Origin of the sequence: Pseudoalteromonas rhizosphaerae (assembly GCF_902498845.1) — a bacterium.
Classification (GTDB): Bacteria; Pseudomonadota; Gammaproteobacteria; order Enterobacterales; family Alteromonadaceae; genus Pseudoalteromonas; species Pseudoalteromonas rhizosphaerae.
Map to the genome: position 1 here is coordinate 24,325 of NZ_CABVLM010000020.1, position 14,360 is coordinate 38,684.

The following is a 14,360-nucleotide window of genomic DNA, read 5'->3' on the forward strand; positions in this document are numbered from 1 at the left end:
TTATTAACCTTTTAAAGAGTTATTGTTTGGGAAAAATATTCCCAATCTATAATAAAATTCCCAATCTATAATTTCATTCCCAAACTATAATAACTCTGATCAAATCAAAAATTAATCTCTGTATGTCTCTACCGCTGGGCATGAACACACTAGGTTACGGTCGCCGTATACGTCATCGATGCGCGTTACTGTAGGCCAGAATTTGTTTTTGGCCACTGCAGGTACTGGGAATGCAGCGTAGAAGCGGTCGTACGCGCGGTCCCATTCGTTACCAAGTACGTCGCCTTGTGTGTGCGGTGCAAACACAAGCGGGTTGTTCTCGATAGACCATTCGCCAGAGATCACTTTGTCGATTTCGCCTTTGATTGACACCATAGCTTCGATGAAACGGTCGATCTCAACTTTAGACTCAGACTCAGTAGGCTCAATCATCAAGGTGCCCGCTACAGGGAACGACATAGTTGGTGAATGGAAACCGTAATCTTGTAAGCGCTTAGCAACATCCATTTCAGTGATGCCCGAAAGCTCTTTAAGTGGGCGTAAGTCAACAATACATTCGTGAGCAACACGGTTGTTGCGACCACGGTATAAAATTGGGAAGTGCTGGCTTAACTCGTGAGTTAAGTAGTTAGCATTCACAATCGCCATTTCAGTGGCTTGTTTTAAGCCCTCTGAGCCCATCATGGTGATGTAAGCCCATGAGATAGGTAAAATAGCTGCTGAGCCGTATGGCGCTGCTGATACTGCTCCGTTGCCGATACTCGTACCAGGTACGTTAATTACGCTGTGGTTAGGCATAAATGGCGCTAGGTGTGATTTAACACCGATTGGGCCAACACCTGGGCCACCGCCGCCATGTGGGATACAGAACGTTTTATGCAAGTTTAAGTGCGATACGTCTGAACCGATAAAGCCTGGGCTTGTTACACCTACTTGTGCATTCATGTTCGCGCCGTCCATGTAAACTTGGCCGCCGTGTTGATGAATGATGTCACAAATTTCACGAATTGTTTCTTCGTATACACCGTGCGTAGACGGGTATGTGATCATGATACACGATAGGTTTTCTGCGACTTCTTCAGCTTTCGCTTTAAGGTCTGCCATATCTACATTACCGTTTTTGTCACAATCAACAACTACAATTTTCATGCTTGCCATTTGTGCAGAAGCTGGGTTAGTACCGTGCGCTGAACTTGGGATCAAACAAATATTACGGTGCGCATCGCCACGTGACTCGTGGTATTTACGAATCGCGATTAAGCCTGCGTATTCACCTTGTGCGCCAGAGTTTGGCTGTAATGAAACGGCGTCGTAACCGGTGATGTTAACTAACCAATCATGCAGTTCGCCCATCATGATTTGGTAACCTTCTGCTTGGTCTAGCGGACAGAATGGATGAAGATTAGCAAACTCAGGCCAAGTGATTGGGATCATCTCAGCGGTCGCGTTTAGTTTCATAGTACATGAACCTAACGAGATCATTGAGTGGTTAAGTGCTAAATCTTTGTTTTCAAGACGTTTGATATAACGCAGCATTTCAGTTTCGCTGTGATACGAATTGAAGTTAGGGTGCGTTAAAATTTCATCATCGCGTTCAAGGTTTGCAGGGATTGAATCACTACCGTTTGCTTCGATGTCTGCTGCGATTGCATCAACACTTAAGCCGTGATCTTCGCCAAGAATGATATCGAACAACTGTGCTACGTCTGCGCGCGTTGTGGTCTCAGATACTGAGATTGAGTATTCGCCATCATGGTTAGTAGCAAAGTTTACGCCGTTTGCTACAGCACGTGCTATTACGTCTTCTTTGTTATCGCTAACAACGGTTAGGGTATCAAACCAGGTGCTATGCTTAAGGTTTACACCTTTAGCTTTAAGGCCTGCGGCTAAAATATCAGCAAAGCGATGAATGCGCTGTGCAATAGTTTTTAAGCCTTGTGGGCCATGGTACACCGCATAAAACGCAGCCATGTTAGCGAGTAATACTTGCGCTGTACAAATGTTTGAGTTGGCTTTGTCGCGGCGAATGTGTTGCTCGCGGGTTTGCATTGCCATACGTAGTGCATCGTTACCTAAACGGTCTTTAGACACACCAATGATACGACCTGGTAATGAACGTTTGTATGCATCACGTGTTGCGAAAAATGCAGCGTGTGGACCGCCGTAACCCATTGGTACACCAAAACGCTGGGCAGAACCAAGTACTACGTCTGCGCCAAGTTTACCTGGTGCTTTTAATAGTAATAAGCTCATGATGTCAGCAGCAACACAGGCAATCGCTTTTTTGCTTTGTACGCCAGCGATTAAATCTGTGATATCGACTACTTCACCTGATGTTGACGGGTATTGGAATAACGCACCAAAAATTTCGTGATTTACAGCATCAGCAGCAGGACCTACCACAACTTCAAAACCAAACTGCTCGGCGCGTGTTGTCACTACGTCGATAGTTTGGGTATGTACGTCATCAGCGATGAAGAAGATGTTGGCTTTTTTAGCTTTAGATACGCGCTTTGCAAGGCCCATGGCCTCGGCAGCCGCAGTTGATTCATCAAGTAATGATGCACTTGCTAAATCAAGACCGGTAAGGTCTAAGGTCATAGTTTGGAAATTAAGTAATGACTCTAAACGCCCTTGAGCAATCTCTGGTTGGTATGGAGTGTACGCTGTGTACCAGCCTGGGTTCTCAAGTACGTTACGTAATATTACGTGTGGTACGTGAGTTGGGTGGTAGCCTTGACCGATGTAAGATTTGAATACTTTATTTTTGCTTGCTACTGATTTTAAGTAGCTTAGTGTTTCAACTTCAGTGCGGCTTTCACCCACTGTTAGGCCTTGCTCTAAGCGGATGCTTGCAGGTACAGTTTGACCGATCAGCTCTTCAACACTCGATACTCCAAGAGCACTTAGCATATCGCTTACTTGTGCTGGGCTTGGCCCAATATGACGGCGAATAAAATCTTGCGTTTGCTCTAATTGTTCAAGAGATTTGGCGTTTGACATTTGTCCAGATTCCTATGATCCAAAAAATAAATGGTTATTACTAATGGGTAACCAGCAATAACTTAAAAACTTTTGATTTAATGACTTACAATGTATGGAAAGGTAAGCGGTAAAATCATAAAAGCCCCAATTATGTTAGGTATAATGGGGCTTTTAGTACGGCGATAAACTAATTATTAGTCTTCGTCGATCGAATGTGCATAGCCTTCAGCGTCAAGCAGGTTTTCAAGCTCAGACTCATCAGATGCTTTAATGCGGAATAACCAACCATCGCCGTAAGCGTCGTTGTTTACTGTTTCAGGTGCATCTTCAAGATCTTCGTTGATTGCAACGATTTCGCCACCGATTGGTGCGTATATATCTGATGCCGCTTTTACTGATTCTGCTACTGCACAATCTTCGCCTGCAAGTACTTCGTCACCAACTTCTGGTAATTCAACAAATACCATGTCGCCAAGTAGTTCTTGTGCGTGCTCAGAGATACCTACAGTGAAAGTACCGTCACCTTCGTTGCGAACCCACTCGTGTGAAGAGGCATACTTTAACTCGCTAGGGATATTGCTCATTTTATTCTTCCTTTGGTTTATATTGGGTGATAACACCAAATCTTTTAATTGATACTTTAAAGTACAGACTTACCGTTACGTACAAAGCTTGGTTTAACTACTTTTACGTTAACTAATTTTTTACGCATTTCTACTTGAGCAGTTTCGCCAGTTGAACGTGGTACACGTGCAAGGGCAACACTAAAACCAAGTGTAGGTGAGAAAGTACCAGAGGTAATGACCCCTTCGCCACCATCAACAATTACTTTAGAACCACTACGCAATACGCCTTTTTCTTCCAGCACTAGGCCAACAAGTTTATCAGTGCTTTTGTCAGCGCGTTGCTGTACTAGTACGTCACGACCGATAAAGTCACGATCTTCAGGTTCCCACGCAATGGTCCACGCCATGTTAGCAGCAAGTGGTGATACGCTCTCGTCCATATCTAGGCCGTAAAGGTTCATACCCGCTTCTAAACGCAGTGTGTCACGTGCACCAAGGCCCGCAGGCGCAACACCAGCATCTAGCAGTTGTTGCCAAAGATCCGCAGCTTGCTCGTTCGGTACAACAATTTCGTAACCGTCTTCGCCAGTATAGCCTGTTGTAGCAATAAATAAATCACCAGTTTGCACACCAAAAAACGGCTTCATATCTGCAACAGCTGCTTGTTGATCAGCCGTTAAGATAGTGGCAGTTTTTGCTTTAGCATTAGGGCCTTGTACTGCAATCATGGCAAACTCTGGGCGCTCTGTTACTGCAACGGCAAAATCAGCTGAAACTTTAGCCATGTGCGCTAAATCTTTTTCACGAGTTGCAGAATTAACCACTAAGCGATAATCAGTATTTGAGAAGAAGTAAATGATAAGGTCGTCAATTACGCCACCTTGCTCATTCAGCATGCCAGTGTAAAGCGCTTTACCAGGAACGGTTAATTTAGCAACATCGTTAGCGACTAGTTTACGAAGGAATGCTTGTGCTTGCTCGCCTTTGACATCAACAATAGTCATGTGTGAAACGTCAAACATGCCTGCATCGGTGCGCACTGCGTTGTGCTCTTCGATTTGCGAACCATAGTTGATTGGCATTTCCCAGCCATGAAAATCAACCATTTTTGCTTTTGATTCTAGGTGCTTTGCATGTAAAACTGTTTTAGAAGTCATAATATTCCTTCACTTTATAATTAACCCAAGATTGGGCGTGGCCTCAATTTAATGAGGGGGAATAACATGGGCGGCGATTATACATAAGTTGTAATGCACCTAACACCCAAATTGCGATTTGTTCTAACAAATAAATTACAAAAGCTGGCAACTAAAAATACGCTAGCCAGCTTATCAATTTATGTTTAAGCAACGTCTGGTAGTGACATATCAAAACCGCGTTGCTGTAAATATGCTTGCCATTTAGTCAGCTCTGGCGCTTTGGCCACCAGCTGAAAATACTGTATTGATTGTTTATCAATAGCGGTAATAAATACCTCACCACTTTGCGTACCATAACAGCTGTTGGTGTCTGACAAGCGCAGTCCAGGAGTGAGTTTAAATGCTTCGACTAACGCGTCAAATGCCTGCTCACCAGATAAAGTTAAGGTCGCTAAATCAGTGCGTGTAACAAACTCAATATCGTAGCGCAGTTGCTGTTCACTGATCAGTGCTTGTAATTGAGCCGCTGCATCTGTGTGCAACACGAATCTAAACGCTGTTGCACTAAAGTAATATAACGCAAAACTATAATTGCTATTTAGGTCGCCATCTAAGGTGCCTTTCACACCTAAACCACTGGCGGTTAGTTTGTTTAAATCTAACCCTAATATAGTGGTTAAAAACGGGATTGCTTCAGTGCCGCTAAAATCGATCACCACGGTGTTTGTATTGACCTGCAGCATATTGCTATCAGCTACTTCAATCTGGCTATGACGAGCAAACATTATCGGGCTAAAAGTCATTATCGGCACCTATCAATCTTTAATGGCAAAAGTATATTGTGCAAGTCTAGCAACAACAAATTGTAATTATTAATCAATTGATAAATAATACTTATCAATCTACCCCCATAAATTGTAATTTTTAATATGAAAAATATCTCAACAGACAGCTTACGCACGTTAGTTACTGTGGTTGAAGTAGCAGGTTTTGCTAAAGCAGGTGATTTACTTGGCTTATCGCAACCCGCTGTAAGTTTACAAATAAAGCGGTTAGAAGAAATGCTCGGGCATAAACTATTTAAAAAACAAGGCCAGCGCCAAGTACTCAATCAATACGGTGAACTGCTGCTGCCGATGGCAAAGCAAATGCTGCTGCAAAACGACACCATTTTGCAATTATTTACTAAAGAGAATGTGACCGGTAAGGTGCGGTTGGGAATACCCAGCGAATTTGCCGCTCGGATCTTACCCGCTATTATCGGTGACTTTGTGGCACTTTACCCTGAAGTATCGTTAGAGGTTAAATCGCGTTTAAGTAAGCATTTATTGTCGGTTTCACGAGAAGACCAGTTTGATTTAGTACTGGCGTTAAATGAAGATTTAAACTCTGAAAAGTTCCCTGTTTTTATGCAAGACCAACTGGTCTGGGTTGGTGATTTATCAATAGCACAAAATGACGTTGTTACGCTTGTGACCGCACCGGAAGGTTGTATTTATCGACGCCGCGCCATCGAGGCACTGCAACTTGCAGGTATTAAGTACCGCATAAGTTATAGTAACGCTGATTTAACAGGCCTTACTGCGGCTTTAAAAGAAGGATTAGGGATCACCGTTTTGGCTAGAAGCACAGTGCCTAATGAACTTAATTATGAGTTAAACACCGCTATTTTACCGAGCCTAGGTAAAATAGGTATTAGCTTAACAAAGCATGCAGAACAAGCCGAGCATGCGGTAGATAAACTTGCCGAGTTTATTGCATTACGCTTGACTTAATAGCTAACAAAAAGCCGCCTTTAGTTATCTTTTGATAATTTAGATTATCGCAACGAATATAGTAATACAATATTAACAACAATATGTTTTCATATTTATATTCAAAAACTTACTTAACGATCGGAATTGTTACAAATAGGATTGATTCGTATTATTTTACATGTTTAAATTGCGCTAGTTAAAATTAGACACATACAGGATCTATAATGCCTCCTAAGCTTATTGTTTCAACACTTTCGATGGCTATTGCTTTATCATTAAGCGCTAATGCCGTTGCAAATGATGCAACAAATAAAAAAAAGAATTTTGAGCAAATTACCGTAATTGGCTCGCAAGCTGCTATTAACGATATTCCGGGCTCTGCTACATTTATCTCAGACGAACAATTACAAAAATTCGAATTTACCGATATTTCTCGTGTTTTAGCATCTGTACCAGGTGTTTACGTGCAAGAAGAAGATGGTTATGGCCTGCGCCCTAACATTGGTATGCGCGGCACAGGCACTGGCCGTAACGATAAAATATCTGTAATGGAAGATGGCGTTCTCGTAGCACCCGCTCCTTACTCAGCGCCATCGGCTTACTACTTCCCTACTATGGGCCGTATGGAGTCGATTGAAGTATTAAAAGGCGCAGCCTCTGTTAAGTATGGCCCACGCACTACCGGTGGTGTTTTAAACTTACTTTCGCGCAGCTTACCGACCGAAGGTTCAACGGGTTTAGTAAACGCCGAACTCGGTAGCGATGGTTTTTATAAGGGCCATGCTTACTTCGGTAAAGAAAAAAACAACGCAGCCGGCCTTATTGAAGTTTTCAGCTATGGTGCAGATGGCTTTAAAGAATTACCTGTAGGTAGCGACAACACAGGCTTTGAAAAGAACGACGTTCTACTTAAATTTGGTTATAAGTTTGGTGAAAACAACGCGCATAACCTAGAGATGAAAATTAAGTACTCTGATGAACAATCTGATGAAACTTACATGGGTTTAACAGAAGAAGATTATAAAGCGTCACCAAACCGTCGTTATGCCGCATCACAAAAAGACCAAATGAACACGCAACATAATGCATACCAATTAAATTATGCTTATCGTTTTGGTGATGGTTATGAGTTATTAGCGACAGCTTACCTCAATGATTTTCATCGTAATTGGTACAAAGCGAGCAAAGTAAGTGAAAGCTATTTAGCACAGTACAGTGAATTTGAAGCGGCACCAACAGCTGAAGGTATTGAAGGCATTGGTATTAAAGCAAATAACCGCGACTACCAAGCCAAAGGTGTGCAATCAGAGTTGCACATTCCTGCGGGCGATCACTATGTGACTGTTGGCGTACGCTACCACGAAGACGAAATGGATCGTTTTCAGTGGGAAGACAAATACACACTTAATCAAGATTTAAGTATGACCTTAACGTCTCAGGGCGTTCCGGGTTCTGACAGCAATCGTGTAGATAGTGCAAAAGCAACAACGTTATTCATTCAAGACCAGTGGTCAATCGATGCATTAGTGCTTAATGCAGGCCTTCGTTATGAAGACATCACAATTACCCGCGTAGAGTGGTCAAAGTCTGATCCTAAACGTGAAAATGGCTTAACTAAAGACGTTTCAAACGATACACAAATCTTAGTGCCATCACTGGGTGCAACTTACACCGTAAGCGACAGCCTAACGCTACTTGCAGGTATTCAGCAAGGTTACGCTCCTGCTGCACCAGGTAATGCTGACCAAGAAGAAGAGGAAAGCGTAAACATTGAGTTTGGTGGCCGTTATAACGTTGCTGGTTTTAATGGTGAAATCATTGCATTCTTCTCTGATTACAGCAATATGCATGGAAATTGTACTGCATCTGTAGGCTGTAGTGATGAGAACATTGGCGACCAATACAACTACGGCGAAGTAGAAGTATCGGGCTTTGAGTTCTCTGCAGGTCGTATTTTCGAAACTAATAGCGCAACATTCCCTGTACGCTTAACTTACACTTATACGGATTCACAGTTTAAAAATGATTTTGCATCAGATATCTGGGGGCAAGTAAATAAAGGCGATGCAATGCCTTACGTTCCAGAGAATCAAATCGCTCTTTCATTTGGTGCCGTGCTTTCAAGCTTTGCATTTGATACGCAAGTGCGTTATGTATCTGACGCACATACTGATTTAAGTGCTGACGGCTTGAATGCAATCGACAGCCGTGTTGTGTGGGATTTAGCCGCTAAATATTTAATTGATGACAATCAAAAAGTATATCTAACGGTTGATAACTTGTTTGATAACACTTACATCGCTAACCGCGCCAACGGTGGTATTCAACCAGGTAAACCACGCACAATCCAAATGGGTTACAGCTACGCGTTTTAGGCTAAAAGCTAAAGGCTAAAGGCTAAAGGCTAAAGGCTAAAGGCTAAAGGCTAAAGGCTAAAGGCTAAAGGCTAAAGGCTAAAGGCTAAAGGCTAAAGGCTAAAGGCTAAAAAATTATAAAAGCCGTGTTTGATAAATCAAGCACGGCTTTATTATTGGTGGTGATTAATCACAAAAATGGCGCTTTAATAAAACAGATGAGTAAGCTCAAACCGCAGTGATTTTTCGGCTAAAGCCGAACCTACAGATAAACACCGAGCTAATTGTAGGTCGTGATTTATCACGAAAATGGGGCTTATATTAAAGCCACCTGTACCCCAAAACTGCGGTGCTTTTTCGGCTAAAGCCGAACCTACAGGTAAACACCGAGCCAATTGTAGGCCGTGATTTATCACGAAAATAGCGCTTAAATAAAACAGATTAGTAAGCTCAAACCTCAGTGATTTTTCGGCTAAAGCCGAACCTACGGCCATAAAAAAGCGCGGTATTAACCGCGCTCTTGGTCACTTACAAACTCTCTTAACTAGCTAGCTTTAATCTCGCTAACTTTACTCTCGCTAACTCGCCAACTTTGTTCTACTTCCAACTTCTCATTTTATGGCCTTTAAGCGCATAGAATAAGATGAATAAGTAACTTGGGATCATCAAGGCGTAAGCACCTTGCGCACCTAAGCCTGCTACGTTACCTAAACCAATCAGTAATGGGCCTAATGCACCACCTGCAATACCCATAATAAGTAAACCGGATGCAGTGCCAGTTAAACGACCTAAGCCAGTTAATGCTAACGGCCATATTGCCGGCCACACCATGGCATTGGCAAAACCAAGTAGGGCAATACATAACAATGGATCTGGCAGCTCAGGGCCACCAAATGGTACTAATAATATGTTAGCAAGAATAAATGAGTCGTTACTTCCCATTATTACTGCAAGTACAGTTACAATACCTGCAAGCCCAGACATAACGAGCGCATTTTGCTGCGACATAAAACGGGGAATAAGTGCAATACCAATGGCATAACCAACCAACATGCACGCCATGGTGTATGAGGTCATCACTGAGTAATCGGCAATCCCAATCTGTAATGCGTAAGAGCCAATGGTATCTGCGGCAATCACTTCAACAGCAACATATAAGGCAATACCAATTACACCCAGCACTAGGTGAGGATGTTTTAGTGCTTCTTTTACTTCGCCTTTACCATTACCTTCAGACTCTTCAAAAACCAAATCAGGTAGCGATGAAAATTTAGCAAATGCTGCAAACGCAAAGATCAAACCTGCAATTGCCATATAAGGTAAAATAAGACTATTCGCCATCGCATCTTTTTGCTGTTGTGATAATTGCTCACCATCAGCGACTACACCGCTGACAACAACGGCAGCAAAAATAACAGGCACGATAACCCCAGCAAATTTATTCAGTAAGCCCATAATACATACACGAACTGCCGCTGATTTTTCAGATCCCATTTTAACAACATACGGATTTACCGCTGTTTGTAGGATTGTTTGCCCAACACCTATCATTAGCTGTGCGAATAAAAATATTTCAATCATCTGCATTTTAGCGGCAGGAATATACATCAAGGCTGACGCAGCCATTACTGCACAGCCAATTGCCATACCATTTTTGTAACCTACACGCTTAATAAGCATTGCAGATGGGATGCCAGCGACTGTTACGGCAATATAAAATGAGGAAATAATAAACGAGGCTTGCAGTGGCGATAACACCAACATTTGCTGTAAAAACGGTGTAATAGCGCCATTTAGCCAGGTTATACAACCTAGAATGAAAAACATTGATCCTGCCAATGTCATTGGCAGCCAAATACTATGTTTAGTGTTTGCTTCACACTCGACAGTTGCTTCCATAAATTTATCTCAACAGTTTATTTTAATTAATTATTTTAGCATTACGCCGTGAAAGCTCTATAAACCAAGGCGCTGCAATCCTAAAATCATTTTTATTACATTAAATTAATCATACACCAACAAAAATGACAGCGCTATCATTTTTAAAAAGCAAAAAATCGACCCTGTTTGTTATAAGGCTTTATAATAAGCAACGCTTAAAAGGCTTTTATTTCACCGCCAATGATCGCCCTTTACGGATACCTCTTTGAGAAAGCGTACGAACTTGCTTTACATTAGTGGCTTTATTTTCATCATCATAAATGAGCCAATTGCCAAGACTATTTTGATATTCGATGACAATCCCCGGATACAAAGTAAATGCATCTAAGCCTTCACTTTGTTGTTGTGCAGCTACGCTAGGTAAACGATAAAAGCGCCCTGCTTGCTCTAGCTTTGCAAATTCTTTAAAGCCAACTAACGCCGCAAAACGCTGCCAATCAGCTGCCAATCAGCTGCCAATCAGCTGCTTTTTGTTGCTTAAGCGTTGTATTAAAATGGCCTGTATTTTGATCATACTTAGTACCTTGCCGGTTATAATCTAATTCCCATGGCGCTTTATGCCAAGCTCGCTCTGCAAGCGCTAATAACCGTGGATATAACATGTACTCAGCTTGCCTGTCACTGCGAATGAGCTCTGACCATAAATGCCCTTGCAAACCAATAAAAGGTTTTGTGCGCATCGTTTTACGATCATCAGCACTGTAATGATGATTGTTTACCGAGCGCCAAATTTCAGCATGCGCAGGTAAATTATCCGGCATAAACTCAAACACTTTTTTACTGTCAATCGCGCGACTCGCCCAGTGATTCCCCGGCTCTTGCGGATGCGACTGATATGGGAAGTCAAAATAAGTTACATCCGGGCTTGATAACACCACATCCCAGCCTTGGTTAGCATGACGATGCGCAACCTTATGCCCACCATCGCTCAGCGTTGCCCACGCATTTGACTGCACATTTGCTGGCATGCTCTTTAGCGTAACGTCGTTCATACCGTCGCTCCATCCGGCCACTTTAAAGCCTTTTTTAGCGACCATGCCACTGACTTTTTCAATAAAATAGCCATTAAATGAATGCAGCGCCGGTTGTTGGTTTTGCAAACGCCGACAGCTTGGAGAGTCAACCCACGCACCAGCCGTCTCATCGGCGCCAATATGGTAAGTTTTAAGAGGCACACCGGCTTGCACATGTAATGCGTTTACTTCATCGAGCACTTTATCGATAAATTGATAAGTCGATTCTAAACAAACATTTAAGGTGTTATCTTGATAATGCTGGATTGAACTGTACTGAGTTTTATCAGCGGGTTCGACTAAACGATACTGTAGCGCCTGTTCGCTTTTGCCTTGGCCTATTAAACGGTTAAACCTTGCCTCCATTGCAACAATTGCCGCGCGCGAATGCCCTGGCATATCAAGTGATGGGATCACTTCAATAAAGTGCGCTTGAGCATATTTTAATATTTCAATGTAGTCATTCTGGCTGTAGTAACCATTTACCGCTGATTGACTATCAAGTCCTGCGCCTAGCTGTGGTAACAAACAACGCTGTTCGGTTAAATCTAAGCAACGCTTGGCACCGACTTCCGTAAGCTCTGGTAAGTCGTTAATAGCCAATCGCCAGCCTTCATCATCCGCTAAATGTAAGTGTAATTTATTAAGCTTATAGGCGGCCATTTGCTCTATGGTATTTAAAATAAATGTTTTTGAACGAAAATTGCGTGCTACATCAATGTGCATGCCTCTAAATTCATAACGCGGCGCATCAGTAATATTAAGTGCTGGGATAGTTAAATTATCAAGGCTGACTAACCCTGCGATGCTCTGCAACGCATAAAATATCCCTGCAGAACTCGTTGCGCTAATCGTTATTTGCTCATGTTGAATTTTTAACGTGTAAGCCTCTGGGTTATCAGCTGCTAAATCTAACTTGAGCGTGGTTTTAATCCCTTGGCTATGCTGCTTAATACCAAAACGTGCTAAGCGTGCTATTGCCGCTGTAAGTTGTACTTGATCAATATCATTCGCTAGCTGTAGATTTAAGCCTTGGCTTAAATCTACAGCCTCACCTGATAATAAAGTTAAAGCGACCGGCTTTGGGATCAAACTCAGCGGTGGCGTATTTAATATAGGCCGAGACTCACTTTCATATAAATACTCCGCATCCATCGATGGTGTCGCATCGTCGTTACTCGTTTGTAGTTGTTCATAGGTTAAAAATGGTGCTAAATATGGTTGTAACTCTAGCTTAGTGTCAGGATCAATCGCGGTTTTAGTACTGTTAATAACCCGGCTTGTTAAACCCGCACTTGCCAATATGTAATTAGGCATAAACTCAGCGCGAGTAATTTGCGATTCTTGACTATAAAACTCTATACTTATCGGCGTATTTTCTTTAAATCCGGCAAATGCCGAGGAGGGCTTTATTTGGTGTAAATCGCCATTGATATGCGTAATGGTAAACTGCGACGAGTCAGTGCTATAAATTGGCATTAGCTGACTAAAATAAATTGACCACTGTTGACTGTTTGCATCAAAAGGTGTGCTGAACGTCAAACGCGATAAGTAACACTGCTTTTGATGAGGTGCAGGGCAAGTATCGGGCTTTGCCGAAAGTAACTCATATTTTACCAATAACTGCTGCGCGAGGGTATCTAACTCAGTCTGCGATGGTGCTTTAGCAAAAACTGCAGCCGAACATATGGCAAGCACCAATAATATAATTCTACGCATAACTAGCTCCCAACGATTGCTCATAAGCCATGTCGTTTATAAATAACGCATGGCTGCCAAATAATGGAGCATCGTCGCCAAGCTCACTAATACGAATATCTAACGACTGCAAAATAACTGGGTTAACTAACTTAGCTAACTGAATATGCAAACTAGGTAAAAAGCACGCTGATGATTGTGCAACAGAGCCTCCTAGTACAATAACGTCAGGGTCAAACGCGAGTATCACATGGTTTATTGCATGAGCGAGATGCTTGCCAAACTCATCAAATAAACGTTGTGCGTGTGCGTCATTTGCCAATGCCTCTTGGTAAGCTTGCTTGCCCGTTGTACCTTGATTAATAAAAAACTGCCCAGAGGTAAAGTGCTCAATAATCCCTTGTAAATAACTAAAACTGCCAAACTCTCCTGCGGCTGAGTGCTTACCCGTATATAATCGACCATTAAGCACCAGCCCGGCGCCAAGTCCAGTGCCTAGGCAAATGCCAATTAAATTCGTATCTGATTTAAAATTACCTTGAGTGAATTCTCCCATAGCAAAACAATTTGCATCATTATGCACCCGTATGGGCAGTTTAAAATGTGTGCTTAATAGCTGCTTTAACTGCACATTTTTCCAATTGGGGATATTAACCGTTTCGATCACTTCGCCAGTTTCCATCAGCACCATGCTAGGTACACCTACGACGATACCAATGCAAGTATTGTCAACCACTTGCTTGATGATTCGACATAAAAAGTCGTTTGTTTGCTGCTTACTTGCTGAGCCGTCCACATCAAAATAGCGTTTTTCTATTACACCTGTTGCGGTTACTTTTGCGACCAGCGCTTTGGTGCCACCAAGGTCAACACATAATAAAGTTTGTGACATTACAACCTCTTTTGT

At 42.4% G+C, this 14,360-nt stretch carries 10 protein-coding genes; 2 read left to right on the forward strand and 8 right to left on the reverse strand.

What is annotated here, in order from left to right; all coding sequences use genetic code 11:
- Nucleotides 1-111 precede the first annotated feature (111 nt).
- From gcvP to PSR9079_RS21605, 4 genes are all read right to left on the reverse strand, one after another.
- The gene (gene gcvP / locus PSR9079_RS21590; RefSeq protein WP_149983213.1) at nt 112-3,003 is read right to left on the reverse strand and encodes an aminomethyl-transferring glycine dehydrogenase; all 2,892 of its coding nucleotides are present in this window, start codon (nt 3,001-3,003) and stop codon (nt 112-114) included.
- A 176-nt stretch (nt 3,004-3,179) separates the two neighbouring features.
- Nucleotides 3,180-3,569 carry a glycine cleavage system protein GcvH gene (gcvH, locus tag PSR9079_RS21595; RefSeq protein ID WP_149983214.1) on the reverse strand — a complete coding sequence of 130 codons (390 nt, stop codon included), beginning with the start codon at nt 3,567-3,569 and terminating at the stop codon, nt 3,180-3,182.
- Nucleotides 3,570-3,625: 56 nt separating this feature from the next.
- The gene (gene gcvT, locus PSR9079_RS21600) at nt 3,626-4,708 is read right to left on the reverse strand and encodes a glycine cleavage system aminomethyltransferase GcvT (protein ID WP_145241861.1); all 1,083 of its coding nucleotides are present in this window, start codon (nt 4,706-4,708) and stop codon (nt 3,626-3,628) included.
- Between the two features lie 185 nt (nt 4,709-4,893).
- Nucleotides 4,894-5,493, reverse strand: a complete 600-nt coding sequence (locus PSR9079_RS21605) for a hypothetical protein (RefSeq protein ID WP_149983215.1) — start codon at nt 5,491-5,493, stop codon at nt 4,894-4,896.
- Between the two features lie 126 nt (nt 5,494-5,619).
- Between PSR9079_RS21605 and PSR9079_RS21610 the strand changes: the two genes are divergently transcribed.
- Both PSR9079_RS21610 and PSR9079_RS21615 read left to right on the forward strand, forming a co-directional pair.
- Nucleotides 5,620-6,465 (forward strand): LysR family transcriptional regulator, encoded by an 846-nt coding sequence (locus PSR9079_RS21610; protein WP_145241866.1) that lies wholly within the window; start codon nt 5,620-5,622, stop codon nt 6,463-6,465.
- A 206-nt stretch (nt 6,466-6,671) separates the two neighbouring features.
- Complete coding sequence (locus PSR9079_RS21615; protein ID WP_149983216.1) at nt 6,672-8,822, forward strand: TonB-dependent receptor family protein; 2,151 nt, start codon at nt 6,672-6,674, stop codon at nt 8,820-8,822.
- A 576-nt stretch (nt 8,823-9,398) separates the two neighbouring features.
- Here PSR9079_RS21615 and nagP read toward each other — a convergent pair.
- From nagP to PSR9079_RS21630, 4 genes are all read right to left on the reverse strand, one after another.
- A complete protein-coding gene (gene nagP / locus PSR9079_RS21620; RefSeq protein WP_145241873.1) occupies nt 9,399-10,700 on the reverse strand; it encodes an N-acetylglucosamine MFS transporter NagP in 1,302 nt (433 codons plus the stop codon).
- 208 nt (nt 10,701-10,908) lie between these two features.
- Complete coding sequence (locus PSR9079_RS24095) at nt 10,909-11,190, reverse strand: chitobiase/beta-hexosaminidase C-terminal domain-containing protein (RefSeq protein WP_246175634.1); 282 nt, start codon at nt 11,188-11,190, stop codon at nt 10,909-10,911.
- Entirely contained in the window at nt 11,180-13,474 is a 2,295-nt protein-coding gene (locus PSR9079_RS21625; RefSeq protein WP_246175636.1) for a family 20 glycosylhydrolase, read from the reverse strand. Before PSR9079_RS21625 ends, PSR9079_RS24095 begins: the two co-directional genes overlap by 11 nt.
- Nucleotides 13,467-14,345 carry an ROK family protein gene (locus PSR9079_RS21630; RefSeq protein ID WP_149983217.1) on the reverse strand — a complete coding sequence of 293 codons (879 nt, stop codon included), beginning with the start codon at nt 14,343-14,345 and terminating at the stop codon, nt 13,467-13,469. Before PSR9079_RS21630 ends, PSR9079_RS21625 begins: the two co-directional genes overlap by 8 nt.
- Nucleotides 14,346-14,360: the final 15 nt, after the last annotated feature.

Coding starts and splice junctions, on each gene's coding strand:
- gcvP (WP_149983213.1), bottom strand. CDS start 3,003: ATGTCAAACGCCAAATCTCTTGAACAATTAGAGCAAACGCAAGATTTT.
- gcvH (WP_149983214.1), bottom strand. CDS start 3,569: ATGAGCAATATCCCTAGCGAGTTAAAGTATGCCTCTTCACACGAGTGG.
- gcvT (WP_145241861.1), bottom strand. CDS start 4,708: ATGACTTCTAAAACAGTTTTACATGCAAAGCACCTAGAATCAAAAGCA.
- PSR9079_RS21605 (WP_149983215.1), bottom strand. CDS start 5,493: ATGACTTTTAGCCCGATAATGTTTGCTCGTCATAGCCAGATTGAAGTA.
- PSR9079_RS21610 (WP_145241866.1), top strand. CDS start 5,620: ATGAAAAATATCTCAACAGACAGCTTACGCACGTTAGTTACTGTGGTT.
- PSR9079_RS21615 (WP_149983216.1), top strand. CDS start 6,672: ATGCCTCCTAAGCTTATTGTTTCAACACTTTCGATGGCTATTGCTTTA.
- nagP (WP_145241873.1), bottom strand. CDS start 10,700: ATGGAAGCAACTGTCGAGTGTGAAGCAAACACTAAACATAGTATTTGG.
- PSR9079_RS21625 (WP_246175636.1), bottom strand. CDS start 13,474: ATGCGTAGAATTATATTATTGGTGCTTGCCATATGTTCGGCTGCAGTT.
- PSR9079_RS21630 (WP_149983217.1), bottom strand. CDS start 14,345: ATGTCACAAACTTTATTATGTGTTGACCTTGGTGGCACCAAAGCGCTG.